At 43.3% G+C, this 20,426-nt stretch carries 17 protein-coding genes and 1 pseudogene; 2 read left to right on the forward strand and 16 right to left on the reverse strand.

The window, feature by feature from the left end:
• Positions 1 to 14: 14 nt before the first annotated feature.
• The 4 genes from priA to gmk form a co-directional block, all read right to left on the reverse strand.
• On the reverse strand, positions 15 to 2,420 hold the full coding sequence (priA, locus tag ACFOZY_RS02320) for a primosomal protein N' (protein ID WP_378151832.1): 2,406 nt from the start codon (positions 2,418 to 2,420) through the stop codon (positions 15 to 17).
• The gene (coaBC, locus tag ACFOZY_RS02325) at positions 2,417 to 3,634 is read right to left on the reverse strand and encodes a bifunctional phosphopantothenoylcysteine decarboxylase/phosphopantothenate--cysteine ligase CoaBC (RefSeq protein ID WP_378151834.1); all 1,218 of its coding nucleotides are present in this window, start codon (positions 3,632 to 3,634) and stop codon (positions 2,417 to 2,419) included. The genes priA and coaBC overlap by 4 nt, the downstream gene beginning before the upstream one ends.
• A gap of 97 nt (positions 3,635 to 3,731) precedes the next feature.
• A complete protein-coding gene (gene rpoZ / locus ACFOZY_RS02330; protein WP_378151836.1) occupies positions 3,732 to 3,956 on the reverse strand; it encodes a DNA-directed RNA polymerase subunit omega in 225 nt (74 codons plus the stop codon).
• 3 nt (positions 3,957 to 3,959) lie between these two features.
• Positions 3,960 to 4,577: a guanylate kinase gene (gene gmk, locus ACFOZY_RS02335; protein WP_378151838.1), complete on the reverse strand. Its 618-nt coding sequence runs from the start codon at positions 4,575 to 4,577 to the stop codon at positions 3,960 to 3,962.
• Between the two features lie 297 nt (positions 4,578 to 4,874).
• Between gmk and ACFOZY_RS02340 the strand changes: the two are divergent.
• Positions 4,875 to 4,955: pseudogene (locus ACFOZY_RS02340) on the forward strand (YjcZ family sporulation protein); the annotation flags it as partial.
• Between the two features lie 129 nt (positions 4,956 to 5,084).
• On the forward strand, positions 5,085 to 6,770 hold the full coding sequence (locus tag ACFOZY_RS02345) for an Rqc2 family fibronectin-binding protein (RefSeq protein ID WP_378151840.1): 1,686 nt from the start codon (positions 5,085 to 5,087) through the stop codon (positions 6,768 to 6,770).
• 422 nt (positions 6,771 to 7,192) lie between these two features.
• On the opposite strand, the gene pyrE is transcribed toward ACFOZY_RS02345, so the two are convergent.
• The 12 genes from pyrE to lspA form a co-directional block, all read right to left on the reverse strand.
• Positions 7,193 to 7,822 carry an orotate phosphoribosyltransferase gene (gene pyrE, locus ACFOZY_RS02350; protein WP_378151842.1) on the reverse strand — a complete coding sequence of 210 codons (630 nt, stop codon included), beginning with the start codon at positions 7,820 to 7,822 and terminating at the stop codon, positions 7,193 to 7,195.
• Positions 7,819 to 8,532: an orotidine-5'-phosphate decarboxylase gene (gene pyrF, locus ACFOZY_RS02355; protein ID WP_378152203.1), complete on the reverse strand. Its 714-nt coding sequence runs from the start codon at positions 8,530 to 8,532 to the stop codon at positions 7,819 to 7,821. The genes pyrE and pyrF overlap by 4 nt, the downstream gene beginning before the upstream one ends.
• Positions 8,532 to 9,443 (reverse strand): dihydroorotate dehydrogenase, encoded by a 912-nt coding sequence (locus ACFOZY_RS02360; protein ID WP_378151844.1) that lies wholly within the window; start codon positions 9,441 to 9,443, stop codon positions 8,532 to 8,534. The genes pyrF and ACFOZY_RS02360 overlap by 1 nt, the downstream gene beginning before the upstream one ends.
• A complete protein-coding gene (locus ACFOZY_RS02365) occupies positions 9,440 to 10,210 on the reverse strand; it encodes a dihydroorotate dehydrogenase electron transfer subunit (RefSeq protein ID WP_378152205.1) in 771 nt (256 codons plus the stop codon). The genes ACFOZY_RS02360 and ACFOZY_RS02365 overlap by 4 nt, the downstream gene beginning before the upstream one ends.
• Entirely contained in the window at positions 10,210 to 13,407 is a 3,198-nt protein-coding gene (gene carB / locus ACFOZY_RS02370; protein WP_378151846.1) for a carbamoyl-phosphate synthase large subunit, read from the reverse strand. Before carB ends, ACFOZY_RS02365 begins: the two co-directional genes overlap by 1 nt.
• Positions 13,400 to 14,500, reverse strand: coding sequence for a carbamoyl phosphate synthase small subunit (locus ACFOZY_RS02375; protein WP_378151847.1), 1,101 nt, complete (start codon positions 14,498 to 14,500; stop codon positions 13,400 to 13,402). Before ACFOZY_RS02375 ends, carB begins: the two co-directional genes overlap by 8 nt.
• Positions 14,497 to 15,777, reverse strand: coding sequence for a dihydroorotase (locus tag ACFOZY_RS02380; RefSeq protein WP_378152207.1), 1,281 nt, complete (start codon positions 15,775 to 15,777; stop codon positions 14,497 to 14,499). Before ACFOZY_RS02380 ends, ACFOZY_RS02375 begins: the two co-directional genes overlap by 4 nt.
• Positions 15,777 to 16,658: an aspartate carbamoyltransferase catalytic subunit gene (locus ACFOZY_RS02385; protein WP_378151849.1), complete on the reverse strand. Its 882-nt coding sequence runs from the start codon at positions 16,656 to 16,658 to the stop codon at positions 15,777 to 15,779. The genes ACFOZY_RS02380 and ACFOZY_RS02385 overlap by 1 nt, the downstream gene beginning before the upstream one ends.
• A gap of 159 nt (positions 16,659 to 16,817) precedes the next feature.
• Positions 16,818 to 18,098, reverse strand: coding sequence for a solute carrier family 23 protein (locus tag ACFOZY_RS02390; RefSeq protein WP_378151852.1), 1,281 nt, complete (start codon positions 18,096 to 18,098; stop codon positions 16,818 to 16,820).
• A gap of 16 nt (positions 18,099 to 18,114) precedes the next feature.
• On the reverse strand, positions 18,115 to 18,651 hold the full coding sequence (gene pyrR, locus ACFOZY_RS02395) for a bifunctional pyr operon transcriptional regulator/uracil phosphoribosyltransferase PyrR (RefSeq protein ID WP_378151854.1): 537 nt from the start codon (positions 18,649 to 18,651) through the stop codon (positions 18,115 to 18,117).
• Positions 18,652 to 18,881: 230 nt separating this feature from the next.
• Positions 18,882 to 19,793: an RluA family pseudouridine synthase gene (locus tag ACFOZY_RS02400; RefSeq protein ID WP_378151856.1), complete on the reverse strand. Its 912-nt coding sequence runs from the start codon at positions 19,791 to 19,793 to the stop codon at positions 18,882 to 18,884.
• 8 nt (positions 19,794 to 19,801) lie between these two features.
• The gene (gene lspA, locus ACFOZY_RS02405) at positions 19,802 to 20,269 is read right to left on the reverse strand and encodes a signal peptidase II (protein ID WP_378151858.1); all 468 of its coding nucleotides are present in this window, start codon (positions 20,267 to 20,269) and stop codon (positions 19,802 to 19,804) included.
• Positions 20,270 to 20,426 lie beyond the last annotated feature (157 nt).

Raw genomic sequence — 20,426 nt, forward strand, 5'->3', positions numbered from 1 at the left:
GCCCCCATTTCTGCTCACATGATGGTGGATGGGTCCATGTCGATCGTCATGTAAAGGCCTGTTTTGAGCCATTCTGTCCTATACATCTTGATGAGCTGCTGTAAAGTTTCGGTCAAACCAATTTCTTTTTTGTATTTTATCAAACATTGATATCGATATCTATTGTTCACGCGGCTGATGGCTGCAGCTGTTGGTCCGATAACAGCAGATTGGTCGGATAATCGTTGTCGCAGCCATTCCACCGTTTTTCCTGCATACTCGGAGACTTTCATTAAATCCTCATGAGAGAACTGAATGAGAGTTAAATAATAGAACGGTGGATATTCATACTGTTTTCTCGCCATCATTTCTTGCCGGTAAAAAGGTTCGTATGAGTGGTTCTTTGCATGTTGAATGGCATAATGCTCAGGTGAATACGTTTGAATAAACACTTCGCCGGGTTTATCATGGCGCCCAGCCCTGCCGCTAACTTGTGTTAGTAACTGGAAGGTCTTTTCCGCAGCCCTAAAATCAGAAAGATTTAAAGTTGTATCTGCAGTTAAAACACCAACAAGTGTTATGTTCGGAAAATCGAGCCCTTTTGCAATCATTTGCGTTCCTAACAAGATATCCGCTTTCCCATCTCCAAAATCCTTTAAGATTGCCTCGTGTGCACCTTTTTGACGGGTAGTATCGACATCCATCCTTAATACCCGAGCTCCCGGAAACAACTTGGAGACTTCTTCCTCCACTTTTTGAGTTCCGGTACCGAAAAAACGTATATGTTCACTACTGCACTCCGGACAGTTAGTCGGAACATGCTCCTCATGGCCACAATAATGACATCTCAATACTTCGGATGCCCGGTGGTATGTCAAGGAAATATCGCAATTCGGACATTGGACAGTTGTACCACAATCACGGCAAAGAACGAAAGACGAATATCCACGCTTATTCAGGAACAAAACAATTTGTTCTTTCCGTTCAAGCCTTTTTCTGACGGCATCCGCGAGATCAACAGAGAACATGGAACGGTTCCCATTCTTCAATTCATCTCTCATATCAACTACATGCACTGCCGGAAGAGGATGATGGTTTGCCCGCTCCTTCATCGTTAAGAGCCTATAAACCCCTTTAGATGCACGTGCATAAGATTCCAAAGAGGGAGTAGCGCTCCCCAAAATAACGGGACACGAATAGTATTGACTCCTCCAAATGGCAATATCCCTTGCATGATAGCGAGGCGTATCGTCTTGTTTATAAGTGGACTCATGTTCCTCATCCAAAATGATTACACCCAAATTCGTAAAGGGTGCAAAAATGGCAGAGCGAGCACCGACTACCACTTTTACTTCTCCACGTTGGATCTTCCGCCACTCATCATATTTCTCACCTGCTGATAAACCACTATGCATGACAGCTACCAAATCACCAAAACGGGATTTGAATCTAGAGTTCATCTGCGGAGTTAAGGAGATTTCAGGAACTAATACTATGGCCTCTTTTCCACGGCTGATGACATCTTGGATCATTTGCAAATAAATTTCAGTCTTGCCACTTCCGGTTACACCATGCAAAAGAAACGTAGCCGGTTGATCCTTTTCTTTCATTAATGCATCCATCACTTTTGCTTGCTCTTCTGTAACTTGGAAAGGAACCGAATGATCACCTAAGTCAACTATGTTGGGATCTCGGTACACTTCTTCCATTGAAGTGATAGCGGCCCCTTTCTCGATAACTGCGTTTAAAACTGCAGGCTGCACCCCGGTCGATTCAAGGACGTATTTAGCCGAGAGTATCTCTCCTGCATGTCCTATCATCCAATCCATTAGCTCTTTTTGCTTTTTTGCCTGTGGGGATAGTAAAGATAATAATTTACTAATTTCCGTTTCAGACTGAATCGTTAATATTCTTTCTTTTTTTACTGACGTCTTCTGTTTGACGATGGTCTCAACTTCTATAATTCCTTCTTCGCTATACTTCTTTAAGATGGATAGTAGTTTCATAGATGTTACATCGTGTAGTGGAATGGCTTCCCTTTTTTCAAACAAGGCCTGTGCTTCTGAATCGACCAAACGGCTGCGGTCTTTTAATCGGATCACCCGTTCATACTTCGCTTTTAATGCAGAAGGGAGCATAGCGAAAAGTGCATCAATTTCAAAACAGAGCACATGGTTTTTCATCCAGTCTGCCATTTCAAGCATTTCCTTCGTCAATACAGGTGTTATATCTAAGATTTCTTCGATTTGTTTTAATTTTACGATGTTCAAATCAGATTCATCTTTAATTTCGGTAATAAAACCCAGCAACTTCCGGTTTCCAAAAGGAACTTTTACGCGAACACCCGGTTCAACAATATCTTCCATTTCTTTTGGGACGACATAGTCAAACGGTTTGTCAATCGGATAGGCTGCAATATCGACAATCACTTCAGCGATCAATGCGTATCACCTGTTTCCCACTCCATTATCGTCAAGAGAAGTTCTTTACTCAATTCCTTTTTCGGTAGGACTGGAAATTCTTTTTCGAAGTCATTGCCGATTAATGTGACGATGTTAGTATCAGTGCCAAAGCCGGCATTCGCTTCCGTTACATCATTGGCAATGATATAGTCTGCATTTTTTCTGACAAGCTTGTCCTTCGCATACTGGATGACATCATTTGTTTCTGCCGCAAATCCGATGAGAAGCTGTTGCTTTTTCATAGCTCCCAGTGTCTGAAGTATATCAGTGGTCTTTGTTAGCTCAATTGTCAGTTCTTCCGACTTTTTCTTCATTTTACTTGGGAGGATCATTTTCGGTTTATAGTCAGCAACTGCTGCCGTTTTTATGACTATGTCCGCATCTTCGAAATGACGCAAAACCGTATTTAGCATTTCCTCGCTACTTTCAACAAAAATCGCATTAACTTCAGTAGGAACAGGAAGACTTACCGGACCCGAAATTAAGATCGTTTCAGCTCCTAATGAAGCAGCCGCCTCCGCCATTGCATAGCCCATTTTCCCACTTGAAAAATTCGTTATATAACGGACCGGATCGATCCGTTCCCGTGTAGGACCAGCCGTTACAATCACTTTTTTACCTTTTAGCGGCAAAGGTTTTTGCGAAAAGTGCTCCTGTAACAAACTGACGATTTTTTCTGGTTCCTCCAGACGTCCTTTACCAATATAACCGCATGCTAAAAAACCCTCTGAAGGTTCAATGAATCGGTAACCGTCAGAGAAAAGCTGGCTGATATTACGCTTAACTGAAGGGTGGTCATACATATGAACGTTCATTGCGGGCGCTACCCAGATGGTTGCCTTTGATGCAAGCAAAGTTGTCGTCAACATATCGTCTGCAATTCCATTGGCAAGCTTACCGATCGTATTTGCTGTCGCTGGTGCTACAATAATTAAATCCGCCCAATCTGCCAAATCGATATGCGCAATGACCGATGAATCCTTTTCATCGAATGTATCAGTATAAACATCGTTTCTTGAAAGTACTTGGAAACTTAATGGTGTCACAAATTTAGTTGCTGATTCTGTCATTATCACCTTTACATTTGCTCCTGCTTGAGAAAGTTTGCTGACAAGAGCAACTGCCTTATATACAGCAATCCCGCCTGATACACCGACCAAAATATTTTTACCTGTTAGCACAACAGTCGTCATCCTTTCATTTGCCTTAAGGCTAAACAGTTCCAATATAAAACAAATAACTCCCATAGAAAAATCAGGATTTTCTAAGGGAGTTTTCAGCATCTATTTATTAAACTTCATCCTCGTAAACAATGGAGGCGTCTTGTTCCTTTGTCGTCAGTGCACCTGCTGCAACTTCCTCTAAAGCCTTACCTACATATTTATGCGAGACATACGAGTCAAGCTTTACCGTTCCTGTTTCCTGTAATTGACGCGCTCTTTTTGATGCAAGGCTAACTAAAGTATATTTCGAGTCAATTTTACTTTTTAATGAGTCCACTGATGGATATAACATAAATCATTCTCCCTCCAACATTCGTAAATACCTTTTTTCGACGCGCTCACGCCTGCAGTGCTCGGCTGTCACAATGGCATTAATCCGATCGCATGCAAGCTGTACTTCGTCATTTTCAACTACGAAATCATAAAGATTCATCATTTCGAGTTCAAGCCGGGCAGTCTGGATACGTGAAGCAATGACTTCATCCGTTTCCGTCCCACGACCGACAAGACGCTGCTCCAATTCCGACAAGCTTGGAGGAGCCAAAAAGATGAATAAACCATCCTTTACTTTCTCCCTTACTTGCGCAGCACCTTGAACCTCAATTTCAAGGAATACATCCCTACCTGCATCGAGTGTTTCATTCACATAATCCAGTGGGGTTCCGTAATAGTTCCCTACATATTCTGCGTATTCCAGTAACTTGCCTTCCGCGATCATCTGTTCAAACTCTTCACGGCTTTTGAAAAAGTAATCCGCTCCATCGACTTCTCCTTCCCTTGGGGCCCTTGTAGTCGTGGAAATGGAGTATTCATAGTTCGTATTCGGCTGCGAAAATAGTTCTTTCCGCACGGTTCCTTTACCGACACCGGACGGGCCGGATAAGACAATCAGCAGTCCGCGTTCTCTTCTCATGCTATCCCTCAACAATCTTTTCGTTCAATTTCAAGTAGAATCAAGTCTCTTGTCCCTTAGACAGATTCCCTGTATTTTCTACAGAACATTATATCATATTACTTTTGGATTGACTCTTTAATTTAATTTCTATGGGAAAGTTGCCTCCTTTTCTTTTTCAGCGTCGCATCTTCTCCGCTAATCCCTAAGTCACCTTTTTAAAGCTGCATATACTACACTATCTTTCAAGAAAAGGTGGTGTTCTGTATGTACGGAGGATTCGGTTGTGGATACCCAGGTTACGGTTACGGCTATGGTTTCGGCGGTGGGCGTGCATTCGCTTTAATCGTTGTCTTGTTCATTCTATTGATCATTATTGGCGCAAGCTATGTACGATAATCCCCTATAATGCCGGTTAACCGGTCCCCTCACCGAGAGCGCATCACGCGCTCTTTCTTTTTGCCATTCCTTATCTTCTCCTGAAAAAGATGATAAGATAAGAGGAAAAGCTTGAAAGAGGATTACATAATGGCATTTGATGGATTATTTACAATCGCAATGACAAAAGAACTTCAACAATTAGTTTCGGGAAGGATTTCGAAAATCCATCAACCGAACTCACTTGAAATCGTTATGCATATAAGGGCAAGCGGATCTAATCATAAAGTTTTGTTTTCAATCCACCCTTCTTATGCGAGGGTTCAACTAACTGGGGAGACAATTGAAAACCCTTCGGAACCGCCTATGTTCTGCATGTTTTTAAGGAAACATTTAGAGGGAGGATTCATTTCTTCAATCAGACAGCTCGGTACTGACCGTGTAATTGTGTTTGAAGTGCTCTCGAAAAATGAAATTGGCGATGATATCCGACGAGAGCTGCATATGGAAATCATGGGGCGCCACAGTAATCTACTTTTGGTGGATCCGGATCGTGAGATTATATTAGACAGCCTCAAACATCTACCACCATCAGTAAATAGCTACCGTACGATATTACCGGGCCAAAAATATATAGCCCCTCCTCCACAGGACAAACTGAATCCGATTGAAGCAAAGGATGACCAGTTGACAGCTATTTTAAACAGCGCTCAGGAGCCAAAAGAAATCGTACAATCCATATCGGGTTTTTCTCCTCTTCATGCCAATGAGTTGCTCTTCCGAATGAAAGAAGACAATCCGCTGTCAGTTTACCGTCATTATATGAAGGAATTTCAGTGGGAAGCTTCTCCTGAATATGTGGAAGATGAGAAAGGGAAAGTACATTTCTCAGCAAGTGCCCTCACCCATTTAAGTGGAACAAAAACCCGCTACGCCTCCCTTGGTGAATTACTGGACCGTGTCTTTTTTGCACGTGCTGAAAGAGACCGGGTCAAACAACAGGCCGGGGATTTGGAGCGTTGGCTGCAAAATGAAATTGATAAGTTGAAATTGAAGATGAAAAAGCTTCAACGTGATCGGGAGCAAGCCGAACAGTTGGACCAATACCAATTATATGGCGAGTTGTTGATGGCTAATCTTCATGCATTTAAAAAAGGGGCGAAAGAAGCAGAGGTAGTGAACTATTATTCTGAAATAGGGGAGACAATACGGATACCTCTTGATGTTCGGAAAACTCCAGTGGAAAATGCCCAAAAATATTATAGCCGATACAATAAGGCTAAAACCGCACTCAAGATGACAGAGGAGCAGTTAGCTAAAACAGTTGAAGACATCGAGTATTTCGAAATGCTTCAGCAACAAGTCAATCAGGCCTCACCTTCAGATATTGAAGAAATCCGGGAAGAGCTGGCGGAACTTGGATTCATGAAAGCCCGTACGTTGAAGAAAAAGAAGAAAGATACGAAGCCAGTTCCAGAGAAATATGTTTCATCCACAGGGTTACCAATTTCTGTCGGTAAGAACAATAAACAGAATGATTATTTAACATTCAAGATTGCCGCAAGAACAGATACATGGCTCCATACGAAAGACATCCCGGGCTCTCATGTGGTGATTCATCATCCTGATCCGGATGAGGAGACCATTTTGGAGGCAGCACATCTTTCCGCTTATTTTAGTAAAGCGAGGGAATCCTCTTCTGTGCCTGTGGACTATACTTTAATCCGTCATGTGAAAAAGCCGAACGGCTCCAAACCAGGCTTTGTCATTTACTTTGAACAGCAAACGGTATATGTCACACCTGACGAAGAACTGGTTAGACGCTTAAGGAAATAAAATTTTTAAATTTCTTCTCTATATAAAATAGTATAAAAAAATCAGCAGTGCCCGCCACTTCGCTTTCCGTGGGCTTGGGCCAACAGGAGGTTGGTCACAAAGGAGTTGCCAAATAGCTACCTGAATCTGCTCCCCAGCAATTTTGCGACGAGCGAAGCGGTGGAGCAGCCAGGACGCGGCGCAATTAGCCTTTGTACTTTAACTTAGCCTTTGTTCATTCAACAGTCGTTACTGTGGGTTCTCAAGGCTCACGCTTTTCCCGCAGGAGTCGGCGCCTGCACTTCAAGCAATAGTCGCTAAACAGGGATTTATATAACCTTTCTAAAGGATTACATTTCAAATAGACGTTAACGAGTTTCTCTTTTTTCCGCTTTTTTAATTCTACCTACAAACTGAAAGCTCGCGGTTTGCCCGCGAGCTTTTTATAATTCGCCGTTCTTTAGTTTACTGTGCCATTCTGTCAGTTCTTCAATTTCTGTTTCAGATATGGAGCCGTTCTCTTTGGCGGCTTGCATTAATGCAGCGAAGTTAGACAGGCTATAGTAAGTTAGATCAGCTTCCATAAATGCTTCAGTTGCACTGTTCAATCCGTACGTGAAGATCGACACAACCCCTAATACTTCACATCCAGCATCCCTCAAAGCATTTGCAGCGGTTATGCTGCTACCGCCTTTAGAAATCAAGTCTTCCACTACTACTACCTTGTCACCTTCTGAAATCTTTCCTTCAATCTGATTTCCACGGCCATGCTCTTTCGGTTTCGACCGGACGTATACCATTGGGAGTTCTAATAGATCACTGACCCATGCAGCATGGGGAATTCCTGCTGTAGCTGTTCCTGCAATCACTTCCACTTCCGGGAAATTCTTTCGGATCAACTCGGTTAATCCTTCCGCTATTTCCTTTCGGATTACAGGCTCGGACATCGTTAGCCGATTATCACAATAAATAGGTGATTGTATTCCCGATGCCCATGTGAATGGTTCTTTTGGGCTTAATTTGACCGCTCCCGTCTCAAGTAAAGCCTGCGCAATTCTCTTTTGCATTTTCATTCGAAACCAGCCTCCCACCAATTTTTTATATCGAAATAAGTCGCAACCGGATCTGCAGAATTTGTTATTGCACGCCCTACTACGATATGTGTAGAACCTGACTTTCTCGCTACTGCTGGTGTAGCTACACGCTGTTGGTCATGATTCTTCCCACCATCAAGCCTTATTCCAGGTGTTACTTTTAAGAAAGCATCCCCACAGGATTCACGGATGACAGCTGCTTCCTGAACAGAACAAACCACTCCATCCATTCCTGCTGTTTTTGCTAATTCAGCGTAATTCAAAACGCTTTCCTTTAGAGTACGCTCAATGAGTTGTTCTGTTTTCATTTGTTCTTCACTCGTTGAAGTTAATTGGGTGACTGCAATAATCTTAGGTCTTTTTTGTCCAGCTAAAGTTCCAGCCTCTAATCCTTCTATAGCTGCCTGCATCATTGCTTCTCCGCCAGCGGCATGGACATTCACCATATCAGCCCCAATTCTGGCTAACCCTCTCATCGCTGAGCCTACTGTATTTGGAATGTCATGCAGTTTCAAGTCAAGAAAGACATCATGTCCCAATTCCTTTAACTTATAAACAATCGACGGTCCTTCCTGTAAATAGAGTTCCATTCCCACCTTAACGAAAAGGGATTCATTGAAAACGTTTAAAAATCCAATCGTTTCTTCTTCTGATGGAAAGTCAAGTGCGATAATCGGGCTGTTTTTCATCATCGATGACTCCTTCCTACTAATTCTGAAATGTGATCTATTCCCAATTCGTCAAGCTTTGCAGGAAGTTGTTCAATGATCGTGGGACATATGAATGGATCCACAAAGTTTGCGGTTCCAATGGCTACAGCACTCGCTCCTGCAGATAAGAAGTCGATCACATCGTCTACTTCGGTAATGCCACCCATTCCGATAATCGGAATGGAAACGTGTTTACTAACTTCGTAGACCATCCTGATAGCTACTGGTTTGATCGCAGGACCGGATAACCCGCCAGTTCCATTTGCTATTACCGGACGGCCAGTTTTCGTATCGAGCCGCATCCCTACTAAAGTATTAATCATAGAAATTCCATCCGCTCCCCCTTCCTCGACCGCCTTCGCAATTGAAACGATATCGGTTACATTGGGAGATAGTTTTACATATACGGGTACAGCGGAAACGGCTTTTACGGCCGCGGTCAATTCCTTCGCAACGACTGGATCAGTACCAAATGTGATTCCGCCCAATTTCACATTCGGACAGGAGATATTCAATTCAAGTGCTTTTACATTCGGCGATTTTGAAATCTTTTCGGCAACCTCTACATAGTCTTCGGTCAACGTCCCCGCTACATTGGCAATAATCGGTACATTATATTGCTCTAACCAGGTAAGTTCTTCCGAAATCACTTTTTCAAGTCCGGGGTTTTGAAGGCCAATTGCATTTAGCATCCCGGAGGATGTTTCTGCGACCCGTGGCGTCGGGTTTCCTAATCGCGTTTCTACAGTAGTTGCCTTGATCATTATCGAGCCTAAAACGGAAAGATCATATAACTTGGCGAACTCTTTCCCGAAACCGAAACAACCGCTTGCCGGCATAATTGGATTTTTCAATGATAACCCTGGCAATTCAATATTTAACCGGTTCATAGTTCAACAACCCCCGCCTTGAAGACCGGACCGTCGGAACAAACCTTTACATAGTCCCGGCCATCCACCTGATTATTGGTCTTGCATACACATGCAAAGCAAGCCCCGATTCCGCACCCCATTCGTTCTTCAAATGAAAGAAAGCCTTCTATACCGGCTAACTTCGAGGAAACGGCTTTTAGCATGGGCATCGGTCCACATGCATAGTAGTGGCTGATCTCTTTGGGCAGCTGATCGATAATATGGGTGACAAAACCTTTTTCTCCTGCTGTTCCGTCTACGGTAGCTATATATGTCTCACCAAGCGCATTGAATTCTTCTTCGTAGAACATAACATCTGAGGACTGGAAGCCTAAGATATGGATTGGTTCCACCCCTACTTCCCTTAATTGTTTTGATAACTCATAAAGAGGGGGTACTCCTATTCCTCCTCCAATCAGGAAGACTTTTTCGCCTTCAATATTCACAGGGAAACCATTACCGAGAGGACCTAATACATCGACCACATCACCCGGCGTTTTTGTAGAAAGGATGGATGTACCCTTCCCCTCGGCACGGTATATGATTGTAAATTCCCCTTTGTCTTTATTAATCGACGAAATACTGATCGGCCGTCGAAGCAAAGGCTCAAAACCACCGCTTACGCGTATATGGACAAACTGTCCCGGCGTCCCCATTAAAGAGACGAGTTCGCCGGCCAGTGTCATTTCGAAAATATTCGTTGCCAATGCTTTCTGCTTGATGACCGTCATCTGTTCCTGTCGGATCATGCATGCACCCCCAAAGCGGGCATTGCTTCTGTTGAGAATGTCATGGATTCCAATACTCGGAGAACCGCTTCTGCTGTATCCAATGATGTTAAGCATGGAATCCCGTTTTCGACCGACTCACGACGAATTCTGAAGCCGTCACGTTCTGGCTGTTTGCCCTTCGTCAACGTATTGATGACGAGTTGTGCCTCGCCCTTTTGGATAACATCTAATAGTGTCTGTCCTTCAGAACCGATTTTCCCAACTACTTTTACCGGTATTCCTTCGTTCTTCAATACGGTTGCTGTTCCTTCTGTTGCTAAAATCTGATAACCGATTTCAGTAAAGCGTGCAGCCAGAGTGGCGGCTTCGGCTTTATCTTTGTCTGAGATGGTCATTAATACAGACCCATACTCTCTGATTTTCATGCCAGAAGCGATTAACCCTTTATATAATGCTTTTTCAAGTGTAGTATCTTTGCCCATCACTTCACCTGTCGATTTCATTTCCGGCCCTAACGTAATATCAACTCGCCGTAATTTTGCGAAACTGAATACTGGTACTTTAACGTAAACGCCAGGTATATTCGGTTTGAGTCCTGTACCATAACCCATTTCCGGAATCTTATATCCTAAAATAGCTTTTGTTGCAAGATTCGCCATCGGAATATTCGTGATTTTACTTAAGAATGGAACCGTCCTGCTTGAACGGGGATTTACTTCTATGACGAAGACCTCATCGTCCGAGATGACAAATTGTATATTTAACAATCCAATAATGTTCAGCCCTTTTGCCAATCGTTCTGTATAGTCGGCAAGTGTTTGAATATGTTTCGCGTTAAGACTTTGAGGAGGATAAACAGCGATGGAATCACCGGAGTGTACGCCTGCTCGTTCGATATGCTCCATAATCCCCGGAATTATTACATGTTCGCCATCACTGATTGCATCCACTTCTATTTCCATCCCTGTCAAATACCGATCGACTAACACAGGATGTTCATGAGAGGCTTCCACCGCAAACTCCATATAATGTCTAAGTTCCGCCTCATTGTAGACAATTTCCATTGCACGCCCGCCTAATACATAGGATGGACGTACAAGTACTGGGTAACTGATTTCCTCTGCAATTTGCACGGCTTCTTCAACAGAAACGGCTGTCTTCCCTTTTGGCTGAGGAATGCCGATTTCTTGAAGAGCGCGTTCAAACTTGTCACGGTTCTCCGCGCGGTCCAAGTCTTCCAAGCTCGTTCCTAAGATTTTGACACCTCGTTGGGCAAGTCCTTCAGCTAAGTTGATTGCTGTTTGGCCGCCAAACTGTACGATGATCCCTTTCGGCTTTTCTAAATCGATAATATGCATCACATCTTCAATGACCAGTGGCTCGAAATACAATTTATCCGAGATGGAGAAATCCGTTGAAACCGTTTCTGGGTTGTTGTTAATAATAATCGCTTCATAACCTGCTTCTTTTATTGCCCAGACAGAATGGACTGTTGCATAGTCAAACTCAACGCCTTGACCAATCCGTATCGGACCGGAACCGAGCACGACAATGCTCTCCCGCCCACTCTTGACTGATTCGTTTTCTTCTTCATAAGTTCCATAGAAATATGGCGTCTCGGATTCAAACTCTGCAGCACAAGTGTCTACCATCTTATAAACTGGCAAAAGTCCGTTTTCTTTCCGCCAATTATAAACTTCAACTTCTGTCATATTCCAAAGAGCGGCAATCTTCACATCTGAGAAGCCCATACGTTTCGCTTTTTTCGCAATGACTACATTTAGCTTGTTCTCTTCAATCACCGTCTCGTATTTTACGATATTGTTCAGTTTGTTAAGGAAGAAGCGATCAATTTGACTCCATTCATGGATTTCATCAATCGAACTACCTCTTCGAAGTGCCTCCCCGATGAAGAACAATCGCTCATCTCCAGCCCTGCGAATCCGTTTCTCAATCCATTCGTCTGTCATGCCCCCTGCATTTTTCAGTTCAATATGCATGTGACCTGTTTCTAATGAGCGGACCGCTTTTAAAATCGCTTCTTCAAAATTCCGGCCAATGGCCATTACTTCGCCTGTCGCTTTCATTTGTGTTCCTAAGTTCCGTTTCGCTGATTCGAACTTATCAAATGGCCATCTCGGAATCTTCGCAACCACGTAGTCAAGTGCTGGTTCAAAGTGTGCGTAAGTTTTACCTGTGACCGGGTTCATCATCTCATCAAGCGTTAAGCCAACTGCAATTTTTGCAGCCAGCTTCGCAATCGGGTATCCCGTTGCTTTGGAAGCAAGTGCGGAAGATCGGCTTACTCGTGGGTTTACTTCAATAATGTAGTAATTGAAGCTGTCTGGATCGAGTGCAAGCTGAACGTTACAGCCACCCTCGATTTTCAGAGCACGGATGATTTTCAATGAAACATTGCGGAGCATCTGATATTCCCGATCTGATAATGTTTGGCTTGGCGCTACAACTATGGAATCTCCTGTATGAATCCCGACTGGGTCAAAGTTCTCCATATTACAGACAACAATTGCATGGTCCGCCGAATCACGCATCACTTCGTATTCGATTTCTTTATAGCCAGCAATCGATTTTTCAAGAAGACATTGACTTACCGGACTATACTTTAAGCCGCTCGCAACAATTTCAAGCAACTCTTCTTCGTCTTTGCATATTCCACCGCCTGTACCTCCTAATGTAAAGGCTGGACGAACAATGACTGGATAGCCGATTTCATTTGCAAATTCCACTGCTTCTTTCACGGAATGGACAATTTCGCTATCCGGTACTGGTTCATTCAATTCATTCATCAATGAACGGAAAAGTTCACGGTCTTCCGCTTTGTGGATCGCATCTAATTTTGTCCCTAAAATTTCGATATTCAGTTCGTCTAAAATGCCAGAGTTTTGGAGTTCAATCGCCATGTTCAATCCAGTTTGTCCGCCAAGCGTCGGCAATAGGGCATCCGGACGTTCTTTTCGAAGTATCCTGCTAACAAACTCAAGAGAGATAGGCTCTATATATACTTTGTCTGCAATTTCAGTGTCCGTCATGATGGTTGCCGGGTTTGAATTGATCAAAATTACGCGATAGCCTTCCTCTTTTAGGGCAAGGCAGGCTTGAGTACCGGCATAGTCGAATTCTGCTGCTTGACCGATGACGATCGGACCGGATCCGATCACTAAAATGGAGTTAATATCTGTACGTTTAGGCATGGTGAATCTCCTTTCGGCTCTGTTGTTGAATCATGTCAATAAAGTCATCGAATAAGAAATTGGAGTCTTCAGGTCCTGGTGAAGCCTCAGGATGATACTGAGCAGAGAACGCTAAGTGTTTCTTGTGGCGTAAACCTTCTACTGTGCCGTCATTGAGTGCAATTTCCGTCACCTCAAGATCAGTGCCTTTGAGTGATTCAGGATCTACTGAATATCCATGGTTTTGTGAAGTTAAAAATGTCTTTCCTGTCACTAAGCTTTTAACCGGATGATTTCCGCCGCGATGTCCGAATTTCAACTTAAACGTGTTCCCGCCACAGGCTAAGGCAAGCAACTGATGACCAAGACAAATACCGAATACCGGTACTTTTCCCAACACGCCGTTTAAAAGTTCGATTGCTTCAGGAACATCTTTTGGATCCCCTGGTCCATTTGAAAGCATGATACCGTCAGGGTTAAGCGAGAGTACCTCATTTGCAGTTGCATTATACGGAACGACGACCACGTCGCAATCTCTTCGATTCAGTTCCCGTAAGATTCCATGTTTCATGCCAAAGTCGACTAACACAACACGTTTCCCTCTACCAGGACTTGCATAGGAACGTTTAATGGAAACGGAGGCAACTTGATCAGTAGGTAGGTCTGTGCTTGATAGTTCTGCTAAAACAGTCGCCTTGTCTAAGTCGGCACCGGCTTCAGTGAAGTAACCTTTGATCGTTCCGTAATTTCGGATCTCTCGGGTTAATCTTCGAGTGTCCACTTCTGAAATCCCTGGAATTCCTTTTTGTATTAAGAACTCGTTAAGTGAACGCTCACTTCTGAAGTTAGAAGGTTCTTCGGCTAATTCTCTTATTACCAAGCCTTTTGCAGCCGGCTCAATCGATTCAAAATCATCCCGGTTTATACCGTAGTTCCCAATCAGAGGATATGTCATCGTGACAAGCTGTCCACAGTAAGATGGATCAGAAAGGACTTCTTGGTAGCCAGTCATTCCTGTATTGAATACGACCTCTCCAACGGAAGCTTTTTCTGCGCCAAAAGCCACCCCTTCATAAATAGAGCCATTTTCCAATACTAAGTATCTCTTCTTCATGCCTGTTCCTCCTGCCATACTATATTACCTCCAAATAGCGTCATGATCGGCCAGCCTTTACAATCCCAGCCTGCAAATGGAGTGTTTTCTCCTTTTGAAAGGAAATCTTTTGGATTGATTGGTCTTTGTTTTGTCAGGTCAATCAATACAATATCAGCTTCTGCACCAGTCTCCAGTTTCCCATAAGGCATACCGAATACTTCAGCGGGTCGGATCGTCATCCAATCAGTCAGTTGCTTGAGTGTCCATTTTCCTTTTTCGACAAAATGTGTGTAAAGAAGAGGGAACGCAGTTTCAAAACCGACAATTCCGAATGGAGCAGGTTTCATGCCGTTTGATTTTTCTTCCTTTGTATGTGGTGCATGATCGGTTGCTATACAGTCCAACGTACCGTCTTGCAATCCCTCTCTTAGAGCTCTAAGATCTTCGGCCCCACGAAGAGGTGGATTCATTTTGTAATTTGCATCATCTACAGGAATGTCGTCTTCACAAAGCAGCAAATGGTGAGGGCTAACTTCTGCAGTTACTTTTATGCCGGCTCTTTTTGCGTCTCGGATTACTCTGACTGACTCCTTCGTGCTGACATGGCAGACGTGGTAGTGAGCACCTGCAGCTTCCGCTAAAAGTACATCACGTGCAATATGAACCGATTCCGCAATCGAGGGAATCCCTGGCAATCCAAGTTCGTGATTACGTTTTCCTTCATGCATGACACCGTTATAAATGAGAGAATTATCTTCACAATGTGCAACGATTGGCATATTGATCTCCGCTGCGTCCTTCATTGCCTCATACATCATTCCCGCTTCTTGAATTCCGACTCCATCATCAGTAAAAGCGAATGCTCCGTGCGCTTTCAATTCCGCTAAGTTTGTGCGTTCCTTCCCCGCTTCACGGATAGTAATGGAAGCATACGGAAGGACACGGATTAATGCATTCTCCTCTATTAATCTGTTCACTATTTGAATGTTCTCTTTTGTGTCAGGAACTGGCTTTGTGTTCGGCATCGCGCAAATTGTTGTATATCCTCCCCTTGCAGCAGCCCTTGTACCTGATTCAATCGTTTCCTTCCGCTCACCGCCCGGCTCACGTAGATGTACATGGACATCTATGAATCCCGATGATGCGAAAGCTCCATTACCTTCAATCAGTTCTTCACCTGCATGTTCAATCGTTTCTCCGATTTCAGCAATCTTTCCATCTATGATTCGAATGTTCGAGTTGATAAGCGCGCCCTCTTCATTCAAGATGTTGATATTTTTCAAGAACTTATCCATCATTTCTCTCTCCCTTTCAAAACAGTTTCTAAGATTGCCATGCGGACAAACACACCATTATGCATTTGTTTGAAAATCCTGGACCGATCGCATTCAACCAACTCATCAGCAATTTCGACCCCTCTGTTGATCGGGGCAGGATGCATGATAATGGCATCTTTTTTCATCATTTTTTCCCGTTTTAACGTGAGACCATATTTTTCGTGATATTCCTCTTTTGAAAAAGAACCATCATTCCCATGCCGTTCGTGTTGAACTCTTAGAAGCATGACGACATCACTGGATGGAAGAATTTCTTCCCATGAGGAAACAGTTTCAAATTCGCCTTTCCATTCTAAAGGGCTTAAATAATGGACATTTGCACCTAACATTTTCAGAGCATCTGCATTCGAGCGAGCAACACGACTGTGTGCGATATCCCCTGCAATCGTAATGGTAAGTCCTTCAAACCTTCCGAATTCCTGTCTGATCGTGTAAAGGTCCAACATGGATTGTGATGGATGCTGCCCAGCTCCGTCCCCGCCGTTAATAACGGAGATTCCGACGCCATTCAATAATTCGTTGTAATACTCTTCTGCTTCGTGGCGGATGACTAATGCATCCACGCCGATGGCTTCAAGCGTTTTAACTGTGTCAATTAATGTTTCGCCTTTGACCGTACTGGATGTTGCAGCTTCAAAGGGTAAGACATGGAGGTTCAGTTTGCGTTCAGCCATTTCAAAACTCATCTTCGTTCTGGTGCTTGGTTCAAAAAATAAGTTTGAAACGGTATACGTCTCTTTTAGATTTGGTTTTGCTCCGCTTTCAAATTCTGCAGCCCGATCCAAAATCCGGATGATGTCTTCTGTGGATAAATTCTTCATGGACAAAACGTGTCTCATTCTGATCCTCCTCCTATTTTTCAGCAAAAGAAAAGCCTTCCTGACAGTCTGGAAGGCTTTGAGAGCGTAAAAGGGCGGTAAGAGGATATTCGGATCCCTCAACTCTTTTACTCACTCACCTTTGACTGCCTCACGGGACAATTCTTAAAAGGTGTTCAATTATTCTTCTGTTTCTTCTACTTTCGGTCTTCCGGGAAGTACTAAGTTTAGAACCACCCCAACAATTGCTGCAAGTGCCATTCCTTGAATACTAAAGGTTTCTGAGAAGTTAATCGCAGCTCCGCCGATTCCGATAATCAGAATGACCGATGCAATGACAAGATTTCGTTTATCGTCAAAGTCTATTTGACTCTCAACCAACATCCGAAGACCTGAAGACGCAATAATACCGAATAACATGATGGATATACCACCGAGTACAGCTGTCGGAATCGTTTCGATGAACGCCATTATATCGCCAAGGAAGGCAATCAGAATGGCTGCAATTGCTGCACCAAATATGACATACACACTGTATACACGTGTAATTGCAAGTACACCGATGTTTTCTCCGTATGTTGTTTTTGGGGGACCACCGACCAAGGAGCTGATAAACGTTCCAAGTCCATCTCCTAATAAGGAACGGTGCAAGCCGGGCTCTTTTATAAAGTTTCTGTCCACGATTTTTCCTAATACTAATTGGTGTCCAATATGTTCGGATATCGTGACAATTGATATTGGTACCATTGCTAACAACAAAGTGGATGTTATTTTAAATTCGTAATCTATACCTGGAATCAGGAACTCCGGTACTGCCAAAAAACTGGCTTCATGAATTGGTGTGTAGTCGACAATGCCGACTAAAGCTGAGTAGATGTATCCTACAATAATCCCCATCAAAACCGGCATCAAACTGATAATGCCTCTGAAAAAGATGGTACAGATAATTGCTGTAGCTAATGTCACGATGGCTGCAGAGAAATGGATTAGGCTATATTCCTTCACACCATCAACCGTGATATTCATGGCCATATCTACAGCTGTTCCAGCTAGTCCTAAACCGATGACGATGATCACAGGTGCAACAACAATCGGAGGCATGATTTTCATGATCCATTTATAGCCGCTCTTCCAGATGATCAGTGAGACAATGGCATAGACAAGTGATACAAACATGGCACCAATCATCGCACTTCCAATACCGCCTGCAGTAGTTGCAACTATTATCGGCGAGATGAAAGCGAATGATGAGCCCAAGTATGCTGGAACCTGGAATCGAGTAACAAGCAGAAAAATAATTGTTGCTATTCCACTCGTCAATAATGCGATTGCCGGGCTGAGCCCTACGAGCGTCGGCACTAAAATTGTTGAGCCGAACATGGCAAACATGTGTTGTAAGCTCAATGTAATGAGATGACCTGTTTTCGGTTTATCTTTAATATCTAACACAGCATTCGACATTTACAATTCCCTCTTTCTATTCGTGGATGGTTACACTTTCAGCATCGTCAACTTCCTTCAAGTTCACTACAATCCGTTCTACATTAGAGGTCGGAATGTTCTTGCCGACAAAGTCTGCACGGATCGGAAGTTCTCGATGTCCGCGGTCAACCAATACAGCCAACTGGATTTGTGCCGGTCTCCCAAGGTCCATTACAGCGTCCATGGCAGCTCTGACAGTCCGTCCTGTAAAAAGGACATCATCGACTAAGACAATCTTCTGCCCTTCTACTGTGTACGTAATATCAACTTGTTGGACTAACGGCTCCTTATTCACCGTTTTCTCTGTCAGGTCATCACGGTATAAAGTGATATCCAATTCCCCTGTCCTGATCGGCTTCCCTTCAATCTTCTCAATCTTTTCAGCAAGCCTTCTTGCAAGGAAAGCCCCTCTTGTTTTAATACCGACCAGTATGCACTCATCAATTCCTTTGTTTTTTTCGATGATTTCATGTGCAATCCGGGTCAAAGCCCGATTGACCGCCTGCTCGTCCAAAATATTAGCTTTCTCCAAAACGAATCCTCCTTCATTTCTGTACCTTATAATATCCGGAACATCAAAAAACCTCCTGAACAGTCGAGTTCAGGAGGTTGTACGTACAATAATTCAATGCATGGCCGAATGTATCCGCAGACACACTTCACCCATACGTTCCGTTTACCTTCCCAGCCTCTCTGGACTGTCTTTAAAGGTACTGCTATTCAATTCATTGAACTAAGTATAGTTCTATTGCAAATAGAATGTCAATGACTTCTTCTAACTTTTTCGATCAATTCCGCTAAATCATCCGGTAGCGGCGCTTCAAATTCCAGGTATTCTCCAGTACGTGGATGCGTAAAGCCTAACACTCCTGCATGCAATGCTTGTCCTGGGAATTCCAAAGTTTTTTTCGGTCCGTATTTTGGATCCCCTGCAAGTGGATGTCCGATGTATTTCATATGAACTCTTATTTGATGGGTACGACCAGTTTCAAGTTTGCATTTAATCAGCGTAAAATCACGGCCGAATCTTTCAACGACAGTAAAATGGGTAACAGCATGTTTCCCCTTATCAACAATGGCCATACTTTGTCGGTCTTTTTGATCACGGCCGATTGGCGCGTCGATCGTACCGTTGTCGTGCGGAATAGTCCCATGTACTAAAGCGGTATATACTCTCGTCACAGTTTTTTTCACAAGCTGATCCACTAATGATTCATGGGCTAAATCATTTTTTGCCACCATCAATAATCCGGACGTATCCTTGTCGATACGATGGACAATACCTGGACGCATCACACCGTTTATTCCCGATAGGTCCTTCACTTGATACATCAACCCGTTAACCAGAGTTCCGTTTAAATGACCTGGAGCAGGATGAACCACCATTCCTCTTGGTTTGTTGACGACTAAAACATCCTGATCTTCATATACAATTTCCAAGTCGAGATTTTCTGCCTCAATCTTATATTCTTCAGGTTCAGGCGGCATAACTGTAATGATGTCGCCAACCTTCGTTTTATAATTTGTTTTTACAGGATTTCCGTTTACTAAAACGAGACCATCCTTAACCCATGCCTGAATTTGTGTACGCGACCATTCCTCTTCAAGAGAAGCCACCGCTTTGTCGATGCGCTCGCCTGCTTGCTCTGTTACCTCAAATGTGAAGTCTTCCATTATTCCACCTATTTCTTCTGCAATTTTTCTTCAAATAAAATATAAATGATCATCATAATGACGCCAATAGTAAGGGCAGCATCCGCAACATTGAAAATCGGAAAGTCATAATTAACCACCGGTATTAAAATATCGACAAAATCGACCACTTCTCCACGTAAAAGTCGGTCAATGAAGTTTCCGACTGCTCCACCCAACAGAACCATCAAGCTGACTTTCAACAAAGGCTGATCTTTTCCATGAGTGTGAAAATAATAGAGGATACCGACTACGACAGCTGCTGTGACAATATAAAACAGCCACATTTGCCCTTCTAACATCCCCCATGCAGCGCCTTTGTTCCGATGAGATAATAACGCTATGTATGGCTCAACGATCGAAACCCGTTCTCCAATTTCCATCTGTTGGACGACCAGCCACTTCGTCCACTGATCAAGTATTACAATGATAGCCGCAATTCCGTAGTAAATAAACACGATGTTTCCCCCGTCTACTCATAATCTTTCCCATTTTACCATAATCCCTGCAAAAAACGAAAAAGCCACTCTTTTAACAACAAAATTAACTTGAATACGTAAAATTAGGGAAAAGCAAAAGAACCTCCTACACTTGCCGAAGCAAGTGAGTAGGTTC

The organism is Chungangia koreensis, assembly GCF_042651785.1.
Classification (GTDB): Bacteria; Bacillota; Bacilli; order Bacillales_A; family Planococcaceae; genus Chungangia; species Chungangia koreensis.